Raw genomic sequence first — 15501 nt, 5'->3', positions numbered from 1 at the left:
AATGACTGACGGAACCATGATCGAGAACCGCACCTTCGACGAGATAAAAGTGGGCGATACCGCCAGTATCTCGCGCACGCTGACCGAAGAGGACATCCAGCTTTTCGCGCTCGTGTCCGGCGACGTGAACCCGGCGCATATGGACGCCGACTATGCCGCGACCGACATGTTCCGCCGCGTCATCGCGCACGGACTATGGGGCGGCGGTCTCATCTCCGCCGTGCTGGGCACCGAACTGCCCGGCCCTGGCGCGATCTATCTCAGCCAGTCGCTGCAGTTCACGCGGCCGGTAGGCCTTGGCGACACGATCACGGCGTCGGTGACGGTGGCGGAAAAACGCGCGCACCATGATATCCTGTTCGATTGCCGCTGCGTCAACCAGGACGGCGAGGAAGTCATCAGCGGCCAGGCCGAAGTCAAGGCGCCGGCCGAGAAGGTCCGCCGCCCCCGTGCGGCGCTGCCGGAGGTCAGCCTGCGCGACCATGACGGCTACCGCAAGCTGATCGAGATGACCGCCAATGGCGTGCCGGAACCGACGGCGGTGGCTCATCCCTGCAGCGCGGCCGCCATGCTGGCCGCGATTGAAGCCGCCGAAGCCAATCTCATCATGCCGATCCTGGTCGGGCCGGAAGCGAAGATCCGCAAGGCGGCCGAAGACGCCGGCAAGGACATTTCGCCTTTCCGCATCGTATCCGCCGCCCATAGCCACGAAGCGGCGGCAAAGGCCGTGGACCTGGTGCGCGGCGGCGAAGCGAAGCTGTTGATGAAAGGCTCGCTCCATACCGACGAATTGATGGGCGCCATCGTGCGCTCCGCCACGGGCCTGCGAACCGAGCGCCGGATCAGCCATGCCTATGTCATGGACGTCCAGAACCATCCGACACCGCTCATCATCACGGATGCCGCGATCAACATCGCGCCGACACTCGAGGAGAAGGCGGACATCATCCGCAACGCCATCGACCTTGCCCATGTCATCGGCATCGCGGAACCGAAAGTGGCGATCCTTTCCGCCGTGGAGACTGTCAATCCCGCGATGCAATCCACACTCGACGCCGCTGCCCTGTGCAAGATGGCCGATCGCGGTCAGATCACGGGCGGCGTGCTGGACGGACCCCTGGCTTTCGACAATGCGATCAGCGAAGCCGCCGCGAAGGAGAAAGGCATCGTCTCGCCGGTGGCGGGCAAAGCGGAAATTCTCGTCGTGCCAAACCTGGAGGCTGGCAACATGCTGGCCAAGCAACTCACCTTCCTGGGCGGTGCGGACGCGGCAGGCATCGTGCTGGGCGCGCGCGTGCCGATCATCCTCGCCAGCCGGGCCGACAGCCTGCGCACCCGCCTCGCCTCCTGCGCGGTCGCGGTGCTGATGGCGCGCGCCGCCACCAAGGCCGCGCCCGGCCTGCCGGGAGCGGCGAGCGCATGAAAGCCGTCGTCGCCATCAACTCCGGTTCGTCCAGCATCAAGTTCTCGCTGTTCACGCTCGATGGCCGGGACGGGCTGACGCTCTCGGCAGGCGGCAAGATCGAGAAGATCGGCATCGCGCCCAGCCTGCGGGCCCGCTCCGCGACGGGGGAAACGCTCATCGAGCGGGACTGGCCGGACGGCGCCGCGCTCAGCCATGCCGACCTGCTTATGGACCTCTTCGCCTGGGCAGGAGACCATCCGCTGGAAGGGCGGGACGTGATCGCCATCGGCCATCGCGTGGTGCATGGCGGCCTGGACTTCGTCACGCCCCGCCTGGTCGATGCCGACCTGCTGGACAGGCTGGAAACGCTGTGCCCCCTCGCCCCGCTGCATCAGCCGCACAACCTCGCGGCGATCCGCGCGATCGCGAAGCTGAAACCCGACCTGCCGCAGGTCGCCTGCTTCGATACGGCCTTCCACCACGACAAGCCGGACGTCGCCTCGCGCCTGGCCATCCCGCGCAAGTTCCACGATCAGGGCATCCGCCGCTACGGCTTTCACGGCCTGTCCTATGAATATGTCGCAATGCGTCTCGCGGAGATCGACCCGGCGCTGGCCGCGGGCCGCGTGGTCGCGGCGCACCTGGGCAACGGGGCCAGCCTCTGCGCCATGCGGGACTGCAGGAGCGTCGATACGACCATGGGCTTCACTGCGCTCGACGGCCTGGTGATGGGCACGCGCTGCGGCACTATCGATCCCGGCGTGATCCTGCACTTTCAGCTCCGCATGGGCATGAGCGCGGCCGATGTGGAGGACATGCTTTACCGGCAGTCCGGCCTGCTCGGCGTGTCCGGCCTGTCGAGCGACATGCGGGCGCTCGCGGCCAGCGATGCGCCGGAAGCGGAAGAGGCGATGGCGCTGTTCGCCTGGCGCGCCGCGCGCGAGACGGCCGCGCTCGCCTCGTCGATGGGCGGGCTGGACGGCATCGTCTTCACCGCCGGGATCGGAGAGAACGACGCCGCGATGCGCCAGCGTATCTGCGCACGCCTCGCATGGCTGGGCGTGGAACTCGACGAACAGGCGAACGCTGCCGGCGCCCCGCTTGTCAGCACGCCCGGCAGCCATGTCGCGGTGCGCGTCATTCCCACCGACGAGGAACGGATGATCGCGCTCCACACCTTGCACGTGCTGGGGGAGAATCCATCATGAGGCGCGCGATAAGCCTTGCCACCATCGCGCTTGCCGTCCCTGCCGCGGCTCATGCCGCATCGCCCGTCGAAATCCTGATCAGCGATGCCGGGCAGGAGGACGAAACCGGCGCTGTCCTAGTCGATCTGCGCCTGCTCAATGACAGCGGCGATCCGCAGGGCATGGCCCTTCCGGACCGCATCGAAGCGCAGGTGGAGCAGAGCGGCGTCTCTCGCACCGCCTGGCTGGAGCGCATGGCGACGACGCCTCCAAACCCGATCATTCCACCTGGCGGTTTCACGCGCGCGACCTACCGGCTTGCGCGGAGGACCAATCTGTCGCTGGAAGGCGCCGCGATCTCCGTTCCCGCATGGGGCACGCGGCAGATCACGCTGGCATTGCGGCCCGCGGACCGAGGGGCGCAAATAGCCACGAACACCTCCGCGCAATCCGGGCCTCCCAACGCGCCGGGGTTGGAAAACAAGGCTGTGCCGCCTCCCTCGGACCGGTCGGCGGGCAACGCCTTTTTCGCCAACCTGTCGGCCTATGAACCGATCTATGCTGTCTATGGTCCGGGCACCGACAGCGCCGCACGCATCCAGATCAGCTTCAAATATCAGATTTTCGGAACGAGACGCGCCCAGGGCTTGCCACTTTCCTGGCGCGACGGACTGCATTTTGCCTATACCCAGCGCATGTTCTGGGATCTTGGCGCGGATTCCTCGCCGTTTCGTAACATCGACTATCAGCCGGAACTCTTCTACCTGACCCCTTCAGCTACGTTGACACGCGGCATCTCGCTGAGCGCACAGGGCGGCTTTCGCCATGAATCCAACGGTCGCTCCGGTCTCGATTCCCGCAGCCTCAACACGCTCTATGTGGCGCCGATGGCCGCCTTCCCGCTCGGCGGCGGCTATCGCCTGTCGGTAGCTCCGCGCTTCTCCCTCCTTGTCGGCGACAAATCCGACAATCCCGATATCCGCCGCTACAGAGGCAATAGCTCGCTCTTCCTGGAAGTCGGGAAAGATGACGGCCTACGCCTTACGACATCCACGCGGTTCAGCGTCTCCAGCGGCAAAGGCGCACTCGCCGCCGATCTTTCCTATCCGCTCTCGCGGCTATTGGGTGGGGGACCCGACTTCTATCTCTTCGGCCAGAGCTTCATCGGCTATGGCGAGAATCTGCTCGACTATGATCGCCATACGACCCGTTTTCGTCTGGGCGTGGCACTGGTGCGTTGAAACCCGCCTTCATGCACATCACGCACTTGAGCGACGCCTCCTGCGACATCAGCGCTTCCTGCTCGACTTGAGGTTGCACTCTGGCAATAGTCGACACGCTCACAGCAAAAGTTCCGAGTCACCAAGAAGGAGCCCTTCACATGCCGTCACAATCGAGGCGCTATTCCAGCCCCTATGGTATGGCCGACCCGGCATTGGAGACCAGTTGGGGCTGGGTCCTGGCTTATGGGCTGCTCGTGATCCTGATCGGCGTTTTTGCGCTCCTCAACCCAATCGCGACGGGCTTCGCGACAGGTGTTTTCCTTGCCGTGGCGCTCCTCATATACGGAATACTGGCTATCGCGGCCGGGTTGTCCTCGCTCTCCCGGCGCGCACGCTGGATCGAGATCCTCCTCGGCGTGCTGAGCCTCGTCGCGGCCGCCATCACTTTCTTCAATCCCTTCGCCGGGGCCTTGACGCTCGTCGCGCTGATCGGCGCCTGGTTGCTCATCATCGGCGTTTTCGAAATCGTCGGCGCATTCCAGTCTGCGCATGACCGGGGCTGGCGCCTGCTACTCGGCGTTCTCGACACTGTTCTGGGCGGTCTCCTCCTGTTCAGCGATCCCGCGACCGGACTTGCCTTCCTGGCATTGGCGGTCGGCCTGAGCTTCCTGCTGCGAGGAACCTTCCTCATCATCCTCGCCATGGGTCTGCGCCGCATCGGTAAGCTATAGACTTAGTGCGGCAAGGGTGCCCTGCCCCGAACAACAAAGGAAACGCCAGGATGATCGGAGGATACAAACCGCTTTCGGTCTTGCTCATCCTGGCGGCAACGGTCGGAAATGCTCCGGCATCGAGCATTTCCGGGACTATCTGGCGCAACCCTGCAAACAGTGTGCATATCCGCGCGCAACCGTGCGACGACAGGATGTGCGGTGTCGTCGTCTGGGCTAACGACAAGGCGAAAGCCGATGCGCGCAAGGGCAGCCCGGATCCTCTGGTGGGCGCACAGCTGTTTCGTGATTTCGAGCAGGAGCAGCCCGGCGTGTGGCGCGGCCGCGTTTTCGTGCCCGATATCGGCCGGACCTTCACCGGGCGCGTCACGGTACTCGACAGCAACAGGCTCGAGGCGAACGGCTGCCTCGTCGGGCGCATCGGGTGCCGGTCGCAGATCTGGACGCGCGTCGAGAAGTAGACGCATGGATTGACAGGCTGAAAGACATCTCTCCCATCCGGCTCGCTGACCCTGCGCAAATGCGATAACGCCGAAGGCGAAATGACCGCGTGCCTGATTCTCTTCCTGATCGTCCTTGGTATCAACCTGTTGCCCGCGTTCGGTCCCCCGACATGGTCGATCATCGTTCTCTATGGCCTGACGACCGATCTGCCTGTCGCCTTGATCGTGTTCATTGGCGCGCTCGCGGCCGCTCTTGGACGTTTGCTGCTTGCCTGGGGCTTTCGATTTCTCAAGGACTATTTGCCCGCGAAACAAAAGCGCAACCTCGAAGCAGCGAAAAAAGTCGTCGAGGACCGACCGAAAAGCGCGATTTTCGGGCTCGCACTGTTCGCTCTCTCTCCGCTTCCCTCGGCGCAACTGTTCGAAGCGGCCGGCCTTGCGGGTATCAGGCTGGGGAAGTTCACAGCAGCGTTTTTCGTCGGGCGTCTCGTCTCCTATTCGATCTATGCCGCGACAGCAGGCGTGATCCGCAAATCGAGCCTGGGTGACGTCTTTACCGAGCGCCTCACCAGTCCGTGGGGCATCGCGATGCAGATCGGCATGATCATCCTGCTTGCTGCGCTCGCCCAGATCGACTGGAGCAGATTTCTGCGCTCCGACAACGATCCGCGCTCAAGCGCATGATCTCAAGGAAACAGGTCCCCGTCGCAGACGGTCCATTCGTCGGCAACACGCAAAATTGAAGACGGCGCCGAAAGCCTGCTTGGGTCAAAGCTGCGATTCCAGCGGCAGAAGGCCAATGGCCTGTGCGGTTAGTCTGCGCCAGAACGAGGCTTCCGGTTCCCGGTCGTATCGGACGGGCACGCCGTTCCGGCTCCCGGCCCATTCCACGTCGCCATCCGACGTCAGACAGACCTCATAGCTGCGGGAGGGCGCGGTATCGCGCTGCCAGATGGCAGCCATCTTCCGGGCCAGGGCCTCGGACTCGAAGAGGACGCCCATTTCCGTGTTGAGGGAAGCCGAACGAGGATCCAGGTTCATCGAGCCGATGAACCCCATATGCCCGTCGGCAGTGAAAGCCTTGGTGTGCAGGCTTGCCCGGCTCGATCCTCGCAGGGAAAAGTCCCGCTCCTGATGCTCGGGCCGCAATTCCCAGAGCTTGATCCCTGCCTCGAGCAGCGGAACACGGTAGCGCGCATAACCGCCATGGACCGCGGCGACATCGGTTGCCGCAAGAGAATTGGTCAGGACCGAGACCGAAACCCCCTTTGCCGCAATCGCGGCGAGCGCCGCCGTGCCTTCCTCGCCGGGGATGAAATAGGGCGAAGTGATTTCAAGCCTTTCCCGCGCCGCATCGAAGACCGGCAGCAGGTCGTGCATCAGCCAGTTCTTGCCCTCCTTGCCCAGCACTTTGCGCGGCGGATCGGCGATCACGCGGGCGGCGCGAGTCCAGTCGGGCCGCGTGGTCTCGGGATCGAGAAGCGAGAGCCGTTTGGCGATGCGCTCCAGATAGGGGCGCGCGGCAGCCTCATTGGCAGCGTTGCTCAATTCGGCGGCGATCCGCGTCAGCGCCACGCCAGGATCTTTCAAGGGCGAAAGCCTATCGACCGGCAACGCCAGGCCGCTGTTCCAGTAATCGTCGAAGATCTTCTCCGTCTGGGCGACGGCTGGCCCCATCACCAGCACGTCCATGCCGCGGAAATTGGTTTGCGTCGCGGCATCGAAATAGGCGTCGCCGATATTGCGCCCGCCAAGGATGGCGACGCGGCCATCAGCGATCCAGGCCTTGTTGTGCATGCGCCGGGTCACGCTGAAGGCGCGCAGCATCATTTCGATGCCGCGCCGCAAGCCGCCCTGCCGCGCCCGGGTCGGGTTGAAGATACGGATCTCGATATGCGGATGATGCGCCATGGCGATCATCGCATCAGATGTATGGCTGGTGCCGATGTCGTCGATCAGGATCCGCACCCTGACGCCGCGATCGGCCGCGGACAGGGCCTCGGCCAGAAGAAGGCGGCCGGTCAGATCGTCGTGCCAGATGTAATACATCAGATCGAGCGAGCGCTCGACCTTGCGCGCCGACAATCCACGTGCCGCGAAGGCGTCGAGATTCTCGTCCAGCAAAAGCAGGCCGCTCTCACCGGGGTGCGCATCCGTCGTGGCGCCAATACGCTGATCGAGCGGCGTCCGGCCGCGTTCGATCGACAGTGCGTAGGAAGGCTCCCCCTGCGCGCGACTGGCGAACAGGCCGTAGACCCAGGTCGCGAGCATCGACGCCGCGACGAAGCCCAGGCAGGCAAGGATGACGATCCGGATCAGACGGCAGCATCCGCCTGCGGCTGCTGGCGCACGAGCAGGACATCGCAATCGAGACGGCTGAGCAGCGCCCGCGCCGTGCTGCCGAGCACCGCCACCGTCAGGGCCGATCGACCGTGCGTTCCGATCACGGCCAGGTCGGTTTCGCTCAGCTTCACATGATTGCGGACAACCTCGCAAACCTCGCCATAGTCGACATTGATATCCAGCCTGTCGCGTGCGTCGGCGGGCAGATCGGTCCTGTCCAGAAAGGCATCCAGATCATAGGCTATCCTGGCCTGCAGCGCAGCTGCCGGCCCTTCCCGGCCCCGAAGTGCCTCCAGCGGCACGTGATAGGCGTGAACGAGAGTGATCTCGGCAGCGGGGAATGCGGCCATGGCCGTGCGAAGCGCCTGGGCCGAGCAGCCGGAGAAATCGGTTGCGACCAAGACCCGGCGATAGTGGTGCTGAGTCTTTTCCTTCACGATAAGCACCGGCGCATGAGCATGGCGTATCATGCGCTCCACGGTCGTGCCGATCAGGAAATCCCCGATATCGTCATGGCGCGAGATGCCGGTCACGATGAGATCCGCCCCGCATGCGGTTGACGCTTCCAGCACCGCCTGCGAGACGGCGCCGGTGGCGAGGCGTGTCTCGACCGGAATATCCGGGTCCGCCACCTCCGCCCGCAAGCGGGCATGAAGGCGACTCTCGGCAGCCTGCAGTCCGTCGAGCATGTCTGCGGGATCGGGATCCCTCTGAACATGGAGAAGAACCAGATGTGCGCGCCACTCGCTCGCCAGCTGTATCGCGCGGTCGCGGGCTCGGTCGCAGCGACCGCTAAAATCGGTTGGAAACAGAATCGTTCGCGGGGTCATATCGACGCAACATAGCAGCAGTGGTCCGCCAACCAAGGAACGTGTCGCCGTGTATTTGCAGGACGGACAGAAATGTTCTTCGGCAAGGATTCGCTGGCCGTCGCGAAGCAGACCGATATTATGGCCTGATCAGAAGAGGATGGATAAGATCACAACACCAGACATCATATTGCGAACCCCGACGCTCACTGCCGTGGCAACGGCCGGCGCATCCCACGCACCATCGACACGCTTCTCGCGCCGAACGCTTCTTGCCGGCACCATGACTGCCGCGCTCTGCCTGACCGCCGCTCCGATCCGCGCTATGGCGCTTGATCCAGGATCGATCGCGGCGAGCGTGGAAGCGTTACGGCCAGGAGAGTTCCTGTGGGCGCCCGAAACGGCTCCCGATGGTCCGGTGGTCATCATCGTCAGCCTCGCCAGGCAGCGGGCCTATGTCTATCGCAACGGCGTCCTGATCGGCATCTCGACCGTTTCCACCGGCGCAGCCGGCCACGAAACGCCCACCGGGGTTTTCACCATCCTCCAAAAGAAAGTCGCGCACAGATCGAACCTCTACAATGACGCGCCGATGCCCTACATGCAGCGCCTCACCTGGGACGGGATTGCCATGCACGCCGGCAATCTTCCGGGCTATCCCGCCTCGCACGGATGCATCCGGTTTCCCCTGACGTTCGCCGAGCACCTCTATGATGTCACGCAGCTTGGCCTGACGGTCATCATCACGCAGGCAAGCGAGATTCCGCGCTTTGCCCCAGCTCCCCGTATCCTGCAGGATACGGCCCGGCGCTCGTCGTTCGGGAATGCCTTTTTGACGGTCTGGCAGCCAGAGAAAGCACTCACAGGGCCGATCTCCATAATCGTCAGCGCGGCGGACCAGCGCGCCGTGGTGTTGCGAAACGGCATCGAAATCGGTTCGGCGCCTGTCGCCATCCGCGGCAAGATCTCCGGCCTTCAGGCCTTCAACCTCGCCTCCATCGACGAACACGGGACGCATTGGATGTTCCTCCCTGTATTTGGCGGTGCACAGACGGGGGAAGTCTCGCGGCAGGACCGGGAGCGGCTAATCCTTCCCGAGGACTTCAGACGGGGCCTGCTGTCGGTGCTCAAACCGGGAAGCACGCTGATCGTCACGGCCGATACCCTCGAAAGCGGGAGTACAGGCACATCCCTGACCGTGCTCACGGGCGAGGATGCCCAAGCGGATACAAACGAACGATGACGTTGCGCAATCCCGACTTCGCGTCCATCGCAGCGTCTTACCGCCTGATTCCAAACAGCCCCCTGCCATAATTGCGAAGACCGGCCTAATTACGACATACTCACCAGAGGATTTGACTTCGATGTCCCGATCATTGCGCGTTCCAGTTTCCCTTGCCGCCGCCATCCTGCTGGGGCTGTCCTCGGCGGCTCCGTCACTGGCTGAAACCGCGCCCGCTGCGCCACCTTCGGCCGACGCCACGGCAATCGCGGTACCCGACGGATTTGAGTTGGCGCCGGACGGCACAACTCTTGTCCACGTGGCCAGCGGCCTGCGCTTCCCGGAGGAATTCGAGGGCTTTACCCGCCTCAGGGAACGGGCATTCGATCCGGGCGGCGAGTATATCGCCATCGGCTACGACCGGCCACTCGGCACCGGCGACGATCGCATCGTGGTGCGGATGGCGGTGGTCCATATCGACCAGATGCCGCCACGCGACCACTATATGATCATGCGTCAGGCTACGATGTCCCATTTTGCCGCGCCGACCATCGTGTCGGAAGGACCGGCGACGATCCCAACCAATCGCCGCCTCAAGGCCTATCGCGGAACTTTCACCGGCTATCGCGACGGCAAACCATGGCGTTCCAGCCTGACGACAGTCGACTATGGCTATTGGAGCGGACGCATGACGGCCGCCTATCCCGAAAGCGAAGCTGCCGAAGCTGAGAAATATCTTGGCGTGCTGCTGGCGGAAATCCGCGCGCAGCGCCCAAAGGCGCCGAAACGGTAGACTGGGGACGATGCCCGCGCGAAACCGCTCACTTTGACGGAGCAAGCAGCGAGAGGAGGCGCCGCCAATCTTGTTCGATCATCCGCCAGCGAAAAACGGCAAGCATGTGGGTCAGCAATCGGGAAAGATAATTCCTTTCCCGTGATCGGGCTACGATTTCGTGGACCTCCCTTTCGGTCCACGGCTTCCATTGTCCAGCGACGGCGATCATGTTCGAGCGGAAGGCCGTATCACTTCATCTCGCAATATACGCTCGGTTTCCGTTATCCGAATGGGGATTGCCGCAGTTATTGAGCGACGCAGTGCAAGTTATCCTTGCCCAGTTCGGCTCCCGTTCCGCTATTTCCTGGGCTGGAAGCTGATGCGGCTTGTAAGCCCCTCTAACGCGCCTCTCACTCATACGCGACGTTCCGCAGCGATCAAAGCGGCCTGATAGGCCGCATCCTCACCCATAATCGCACGCGCTGTCGCGATTAGTTCAGGACTCGCATTACGTGGACGACCCGTATCGAACGGGGGGCTGGATCATATTCGATCGCGAGTTACGTAATTTTTGCAGTCTCTTCACCCCGAAGTTTCGCAAGAAGACGGATTCCGAAATCGATCCCCGCGGTCATGCGAAGGCCAAAGCTGTGAACATAGCCGTCATGCACGTCGAAACCATATTGGAGGCAGCCGTCGAACCGGATGATCTGGAATTGGCGCTGCCTCTCATGAGCCGCCTGCAGGAGGCCATGATCACATGAACTAGGCCGGGTCTCTCCAATCTCTATGGATTCAAGCGTGACGGCCCCTTCACCGAGTGCCGATTTCAGCGTGGTGCGACAAATGTAGACCGATTCAAGTAGGGATTGCTGAGCTATGCCGGCTACCAATCATCGTCAGGGTTTCGTCAGGAAAGACTGTTGAACTTTTTCACGGCATTTTACGAAGGACACCATGAGCCGACTAAGATCCCATCCCGAACGCCATGCGGTGTCACGCATCGGCTGGCTACGCGCGGCAGTGCTGGGAGCCAATGATGGGATCGTTTCGACCGCGAGCCTCATCGTCGGCGTCGCAGCCTCCGGCGCGGGCAAGGCCAATATCCTGGTCGCAGGGATGGCGGCGCTGGTGGCAGGCGCCATGTCGATGGCCGCCGGCGAATATGTCTCGGTCAGCTCTCAGGCGGACACGGAGAATGCCGACCTCGCCCGGGAAAGAGGTGAACTCGCCGTTCAACCGGTGCTCGAGCATCAGGAACTGGCGGACATCTATGTCAAACGCGGTCTGAATGAGGAACTGGCCCGGCAGGTAGCCGACGAACTAATGGCAAAGGATGCGCTGGCCGCGCATGCCCGCGACGAACTCGGCATTTCCGAAGTCGTGACCGCCCGCCCTATCCAGGCCGCGCTCACATCCGCCGCAACTTTCAGCACAGGCGCCCTCATGCCCCTGATGTTGGTCGCCGTCGTTCCGCATGATAGCCTCGTCGCAATCGAGGTCGCGGCAACCCTGTTGTTTCTCGCACTGCTGGGCGCGCTTGGCGCCTGGGCCGGGGGCGCCCGCCCCATGAAATCAATCCTACGGGTCACATTCTGGGGCGCGCTGGCCCTGGCTGCGACCGCGGGCATCGGGAGGCTGTTCGGAACAGTGGTTTGAACCACGCTGCTCACATCGTCAGGATTCGGTCAGTGAACACCCGTAGCCCTTCCAGCTGGAAAGGCGAACGTGATGACAAATTCTGAATATACAAGGACATTCAAGGTTTGGGACACGCCGCTACGGCTATTCCATTGGCTGCTGGTCCTAGCGATCTCGATCGCGTTTCTCTCTTCCGACGACGATAGTCCGATCGCATCGTGGCATATGGTCGCAGGATGGTCTGCTGCTGCCTTGCTTGCGTTCCGTCTGATCTGGGGCTTCGTCGGAGGCGAGCATGCCCGGTTCGTGAATTTCATTCGGCCAACAGCAATCGCCACCCATGCACGCGACCTTCTAGCTGGCCATCCTCGACGTTCCGTGGGTCATAATCCACTGGGCGCGATCGCAGTCGTGGCGCTGATCGGATTGACCGGAATCGTCATCTGGAGCGGCAGCAGCGTTGCGGCAGGCGGCATGGACAAAGACCTTCATGAAGCCCTCGCCTACAGCCTGCTTGCTTTGATCGGGCTTCATGTCGGCGCCGTGCTGTTGATGTCGCTGCTCACCGGCGAAAACCTTGTTCGCGCGATGATCAGCGGCCGCAAGAAGAACAGCCTCTATCCGAATGTGCGTGAGGCTCGGGGACCAGGCTTGTTTGCGGCTCTACTTGGTGCCGCAGCGATCGTTCTGGCAATCATCGCCATTGTCATGGTGGATCCGACCGCCTTCGCGCCGCAGCAACGCCATTCCCATCACGGTTCGCACGAGGAAAGGGATTGAAAACATCGGTTGATGGTCTGGTAGAAAGCTTCAATCCTTCTTGCCTTTCGTTCCTGGTGGAAAGTCTACATTAAACCCATGCGCCTTCTCATCGTCGAAGATAATGAGCGAATGGCGGCACTGATCGCCGACGGTCTTCAGCGCCGGGGCTTCGTGTGCGATGTTGCCCATGATCTCGCACAAGCCGACGCTGCGATGGGCAGCGCGAGCTATGATGCCATCATACTCGACCTCGGCCTGCCCGACGGCGACGGGATCGACTGGCTCGCGAGCCGCCGAAAATATCAGCAGATGCCGCCTGCCATCATCCAGACCGCGCGTGGGGCGCTGGAGGATCGCGTCACCGGTCTCGATTCCGGCGCAGACGATTATATCGTCAAACCCTTCGAGATCGACGAGCTCGCCGCGCGCATCCGCGCCCTGCTGCGCCGGCCTGGCGTTCGAACCCAGCCCGTCATCGAAGTCGGCATGCTGCGTTTCGACACGGCAAGCCGCTCTGCCAGCATTGGCGATCGCGAGATCGACCTTTCGCGCCGCGAGGCGGACCTTCTGGAACTGCTGATGCGGCGAGCCGGCACGGTGGTCCATCGCGAAGTGATCGAGAACGCGCTCTACAGCTTCAACGATCCGGTGACCCCCAATGCGGTCGAAGCCGCCATTTCGCGTCTGCGCCGCAAGCTCGAAGACACGGGCGTGGCCGGCGCGCTCCATACCGTTCGGGGTGTCGGCTATATGCTGAAGGACGGGAAGGCATGACCGTGCAGCGCTCCATCTCACGGCGCCTCAAACGCGGTTTGGGCCTGATTGGTGTGGCGGGCACCGTTCTGCTGCTGGCGGCGGTCGCCTTCTTCTACAGTGTCACCTTCACACATCTCGATGCACGCGCGGCGATGATCCGCGCGATCAAGGAAATGCTTGAGCATGTCGCTCTGCCGCTTGTCGTCCTGCTCGTTCCCGTCGCGATCATGGTGCTCCGAGTGATCCGCCAGGCCTTCGCACCGCTGGAAGATGCCGCCGCCCGGATCGAGGCTGCACAGGGCCACGAACGAGGGTTCCGCATCGATGCGTCGCAAATGCCCGCCGAGGCGCTACCCTTCGTCTATGCGGTCAACGATCTGTTGGCGCGGCTCGATCAGGCCGCGCGGCGGCAGGAAGCGTTCGCCGCCGACGTCGCGCACGAGTTGCGCACGCCGCTCGCCCTCCTGTCTCTCGAACTCGACCGGCTTGACTATGACGACGCCGCGCGCCTCAAGGAAGACGTGGCGGCCATGCGCCGGCTGATCGACCAACTCATGCTGCTCGCGCAGATCGACGCGGCGGAGGCCGCCCAGACCGCTCCCGAACAGGTGTCACTCGCGGATGTGGCGAGCGAGGTCGTCAGCGCCGTGGCGCCGGGGATCATCGCACAAGGCAAGCTGATCGCGTTCGATACCCGCGGTCAGGCTGCGGTCGTGAACGGCAGGCGCGAAGCGATTGCGGCAGCGCTGCGCAATCTGATCGAGAATGCCGCGCGCGTGACGCCGGCTGGTGGCACGATCCAGGTCTTCGCCGGCCCCCACGCGCTATTGGGCGTGCGGGACGAGGGCCCTGGGCTGGCGCTCGAAAGGTTGCGCGACCTTGTGCAACGCCACCGCCGCGCCGACCATGCGAGCAAGGATGGCGCCGGCCTCGGCCTCGCTATCGTCGACCGGATCATGGCGGCCCATGGCGGCACGCTTGAGACCGATCCGGCCGACCGTGAACTGGTGCTGCGTTTTCCCGCGACCTGATCTTCAATCCTCATATCCCGTCAGGGTTCGGTCAGGAACGCTCCCTAGCCCGAGCGCATGTCCAGACGATACACCCTCATTGCGGGCGCCGCGACGATCGCTTTGATTCTATCAGGCCTGTGGTGGTTCGCCAGTCGACCGGTCGAGACGGGCAACTCCGCGCCGGCAAGCAACGCCCAACCGACAGATGGGATCCTGGCGGTGGATGCGCGCCGCGCCGCGCAGATGGGTATCCGCCTTATGCCCGCGACGGCAGCCGCGGATGCGGCGCTCGCCACCATCCCCGCGATGATCGAGCCTCCCGCCAACGCCCGGGTGGCGGTGGCCGCGACCTTTCCCGGCACCGTGTTGCGGACTCTCGTGGTCGAGGGCGACAGCGTGCGGCGGGGCCAGCCGCTGGCGATCATCGCCAGCCGCGACGTGCTGACGATCGGCGCGGACCTCAGCCGCGCGAACGCGCGGCGTGGCGTAGCCGAGGCCAATGCCGCGCGGCTCTCCCTGCTCAGCCGCGAAGGCATCATCGCAGGCGCGCGCGCTGACGAAGCCAATGCCATCGCAGCCGAGGCTCGCGCCGACGTTTCGGAAAAGTCGCGCATCCTGGCGATGGTGGGCGGTCATGGCGCCAGCGGCTCCTATACGCTGACGGCTCCTATCGCGGGTCGCGTCACCAGCGCCTCCATCCAGACCGGCAATCCGGTGGACGGCACCACCGCGCCCTATGTGATCGACGCGACGGATCGCTATGAAGTGGTCGGCCAATTGCCCGAACGGCTGATCGGGCAAGTGCGCCCCGGCATGAGCGTGCGGCTACTTCCCAACCTCACCGGCCGGATCGTCGCGGTGGGAACGGCCATCGATCCCGCGACCCGTTCGGCCGGCCTCAAGGCGGAGATTCCGGCCGGACCCGGTGTTGTCGCGGGGCGCGCAACCAGCATCGTCATCGTCGGCCCGGCGCCGGCGGGCGCGGTCAGCGTGCCCGATACGGCGGTCACCATGATCGACGGCAAGCCGGTTGTGTTCGTGACCGCGCGCGGCGGCTTTGCCGTGCGCGCCGTGACCGGCGGCGGCGGCAGTGATGGCCGCACGGTGCTGCTCTCCGGGATCAGGCCCGGTGAACAGGTGGTGGTTTCCGGTACGAGCGCGCTCAAGGCGCTCGCCACCGCGCAATAGGCT

General features: G+C 63.7%; 16 protein-coding genes. 14 read left to right on the top strand and 2 right to left on the bottom strand.

The features are described from left to right. Position 1: 1 nt before the first annotated feature. The 6 genes from LDB29_RS03825 to LDB29_RS03800 all read left to right on the top strand — a co-directional run bounded on the left by LDB29_RS03825 (position 2) and on the right by LDB29_RS03800 (position 5673). On the top strand, positions 2–1423 hold the full coding sequence (locus tag LDB29_RS03825; protein WP_257556196.1) for a bifunctional enoyl-CoA hydratase/phosphate acetyltransferase: 1422 nt from the start codon (positions 2–4) through the stop codon (positions 1421–1423). Then, complete coding sequence (locus tag LDB29_RS03820) at positions 1420–2613, top strand: acetate/propionate family kinase (RefSeq protein WP_030090400.1); 1194 nt, start codon at positions 1420–1422, stop codon at positions 2611–2613. The genes LDB29_RS03825 and LDB29_RS03820 overlap by 4 nt, the downstream gene beginning before the upstream one ends. Next, positions 2610–3833 carry a phospholipase A gene (locus tag LDB29_RS03815; RefSeq protein ID WP_257556192.1) on the top strand — a complete coding sequence of 408 codons (1224 nt, stop codon included), beginning with the start codon at positions 2610–2612 and terminating at the stop codon, positions 3831–3833. Before LDB29_RS03820 ends, LDB29_RS03815 begins: the two co-directional genes overlap by 4 nt. 140 nt (positions 3834–3973) lie before the next feature. After that, positions 3974–4546: an HdeD family acid-resistance protein gene (locus LDB29_RS03810; protein ID WP_021246274.1), complete on the top strand. Its 573-nt coding sequence runs from the start codon at positions 3974–3976 to the stop codon at positions 4544–4546. A 50-nt stretch (positions 4547–4596) separates the two neighbouring features. Next, a complete protein-coding gene (locus tag LDB29_RS03805; RefSeq protein WP_021246273.1) occupies positions 4597–5007 on the top strand; it encodes a DUF2147 domain-containing protein in 411 nt (136 codons plus the stop codon). Between the two features lie 81 nt (positions 5008–5088). After that, a complete protein-coding gene (locus tag LDB29_RS03800) occupies positions 5089–5673 on the top strand; it encodes a hypothetical protein (RefSeq protein WP_021246272.1) in 585 nt (194 codons plus the stop codon). Positions 5674–5757: 84 nt separating this feature from the next. On the opposite strand, the gene LDB29_RS03795 is transcribed toward LDB29_RS03800, so the two are convergent. Next, positions 5758–7260, bottom strand: a complete 1503-nt coding sequence (locus LDB29_RS03795) for a phospholipase D family protein (protein WP_257556188.1) — start codon at positions 7258–7260, stop codon at positions 5758–5760. 44 nt (positions 7261–7304) lie between these two features. Then, on the bottom strand, positions 7305–8162 hold the full coding sequence (locus tag LDB29_RS03790; protein WP_021690797.1) for a universal stress protein: 858 nt from the start codon (positions 8160–8162) through the stop codon (positions 7305–7307). A gap of 49 nt (positions 8163–8211) precedes the next feature. On the opposite strand from LDB29_RS03790, the gene LDB29_RS03785 reads away from it, so the two are divergent. From LDB29_RS03785 to LDB29_RS03750, 8 genes are all read left to right on the top strand, one after another. After that, positions 8212–9384, top strand: a complete 1173-nt coding sequence (locus LDB29_RS03785) for a L,D-transpeptidase (RefSeq protein WP_231923325.1) — start codon at positions 8212–8214, stop codon at positions 9382–9384. A gap of 121 nt (positions 9385–9505) precedes the next feature. After that, entirely contained in the window at positions 9506–10156 is a 651-nt protein-coding gene (locus LDB29_RS03780; RefSeq protein WP_021246268.1) for a hypothetical protein, read from the top strand. A gap of 494 nt (positions 10157–10650) precedes the next feature. Beyond that, entirely contained in the window at positions 10651–10902 is a 252-nt protein-coding gene (locus LDB29_RS03775) for a hypothetical protein (RefSeq protein ID WP_021246267.1), read from the top strand. A gap of 193 nt (positions 10903–11095) precedes the next feature. Further along, entirely contained in the window at positions 11096–11797 is a 702-nt protein-coding gene (locus LDB29_RS03770; RefSeq protein ID WP_021246266.1) for a VIT family protein, read from the top strand. A gap of 72 nt (positions 11798–11869) precedes the next feature. Next, the gene (locus LDB29_RS03765) at positions 11870–12559 is read left to right on the top strand and encodes a cytochrome b/b6 domain-containing protein (protein ID WP_021246265.1); all 690 of its coding nucleotides are present in this window, start codon (positions 11870–11872) and stop codon (positions 12557–12559) included. Between the two features lie 78 nt (positions 12560–12637). After that, entirely contained in the window at positions 12638–13315 is a 678-nt protein-coding gene (locus LDB29_RS03760) for a response regulator transcription factor (protein ID WP_021246264.1), read from the top strand. After that, the gene (locus LDB29_RS03755; protein ID WP_021246263.1) at positions 13312–14328 is read left to right on the top strand and encodes a HAMP domain-containing sensor histidine kinase; all 1017 of its coding nucleotides are present in this window, start codon (positions 13312–13314) and stop codon (positions 14326–14328) included. Before LDB29_RS03760 ends, LDB29_RS03755 begins: the two co-directional genes overlap by 4 nt. Before the next feature lie 57 nt (positions 14329–14385). Beyond that, a complete protein-coding gene (locus LDB29_RS03750; protein ID WP_021246262.1) occupies positions 14386–15498 on the top strand; it encodes an efflux RND transporter periplasmic adaptor subunit in 1113 nt (370 codons plus the stop codon). Positions 15499–15501 lie beyond the last annotated feature (3 nt).

It is taken from the genome of Sphingobium sp. CFD-2, from assembly GCF_024611135.1.
GTDB classification, from domain to species: Bacteria; Pseudomonadota; Alphaproteobacteria; order Sphingomonadales; family Sphingomonadaceae; genus Sphingobium; species Sphingobium fuliginis.
The sequence above is the reverse complement of the archived record's forward strand: the minus strand, read 5'-3'. Positions and strand labels throughout refer to the sequence as shown.

Bases quoted from the DNA above. Each gene is read 5' to 3' on its own strand.
- LDB29_RS03825 (WP_257556196.1), top strand. From the start codon at position 2: ATGACTGACGGAACCATGATCGAGAACCGCACCTTCGACGAGATAAAA.
- LDB29_RS03820 (WP_030090400.1), top strand. From the start codon at position 1,420: ATGAAAGCCGTCGTCGCCATCAACTCCGGTTCGTCCAGCATCAAGTTC.
- LDB29_RS03815 (WP_257556192.1), top strand. From the start codon at position 2,610: ATGAGGCGCGCGATAAGCCTTGCCACCATCGCGCTTGCCGTCCCTGCC.
- LDB29_RS03810 (WP_021246274.1), top strand. From the start codon at position 3,974: ATGCCGTCACAATCGAGGCGCTATTCCAGCCCCTATGGTATGGCCGAC.
- LDB29_RS03805 (WP_021246273.1), top strand. From the start codon at position 4,597: ATGATCGGAGGATACAAACCGCTTTCGGTCTTGCTCATCCTGGCGGCA.
- LDB29_RS03800 (WP_021246272.1), top strand. From the start codon at position 5,089: ATGACCGCGTGCCTGATTCTCTTCCTGATCGTCCTTGGTATCAACCTG.
- LDB29_RS03795 (WP_257556188.1), bottom strand. From the start codon at position 7,260: ATGCTCGCGACCTGGGTCTACGGCCTGTTCGCCAGTCGCGCGCAGGGG.
- LDB29_RS03790 (WP_021690797.1), bottom strand. From the start codon at position 8,162: ATGACCCCGCGAACGATTCTGTTTCCAACCGATTTTAGCGGTCGCTGC.
- LDB29_RS03780 (WP_021246268.1), top strand. From the start codon at position 9,506: ATGTCCCGATCATTGCGCGTTCCAGTTTCCCTTGCCGCCGCCATCCTG.
- LDB29_RS03770 (WP_021246266.1), top strand. From the start codon at position 11,096: ATGAGCCGACTAAGATCCCATCCCGAACGCCATGCGGTGTCACGCATC.
- LDB29_RS03765 (WP_021246265.1), top strand. From the start codon at position 11,870: ATGACAAATTCTGAATATACAAGGACATTCAAGGTTTGGGACACGCCG.
- LDB29_RS03760 (WP_021246264.1), top strand. From the start codon at position 12,638: ATGCGCCTTCTCATCGTCGAAGATAATGAGCGAATGGCGGCACTGATC.
- LDB29_RS03755 (WP_021246263.1), top strand. From the start codon at position 13,312: ATGACCGTGCAGCGCTCCATCTCACGGCGCCTCAAACGCGGTTTGGGC.
- LDB29_RS03750 (WP_021246262.1), top strand. From the start codon at position 14,386: ATGTCCAGACGATACACCCTCATTGCGGGCGCCGCGACGATCGCTTTG.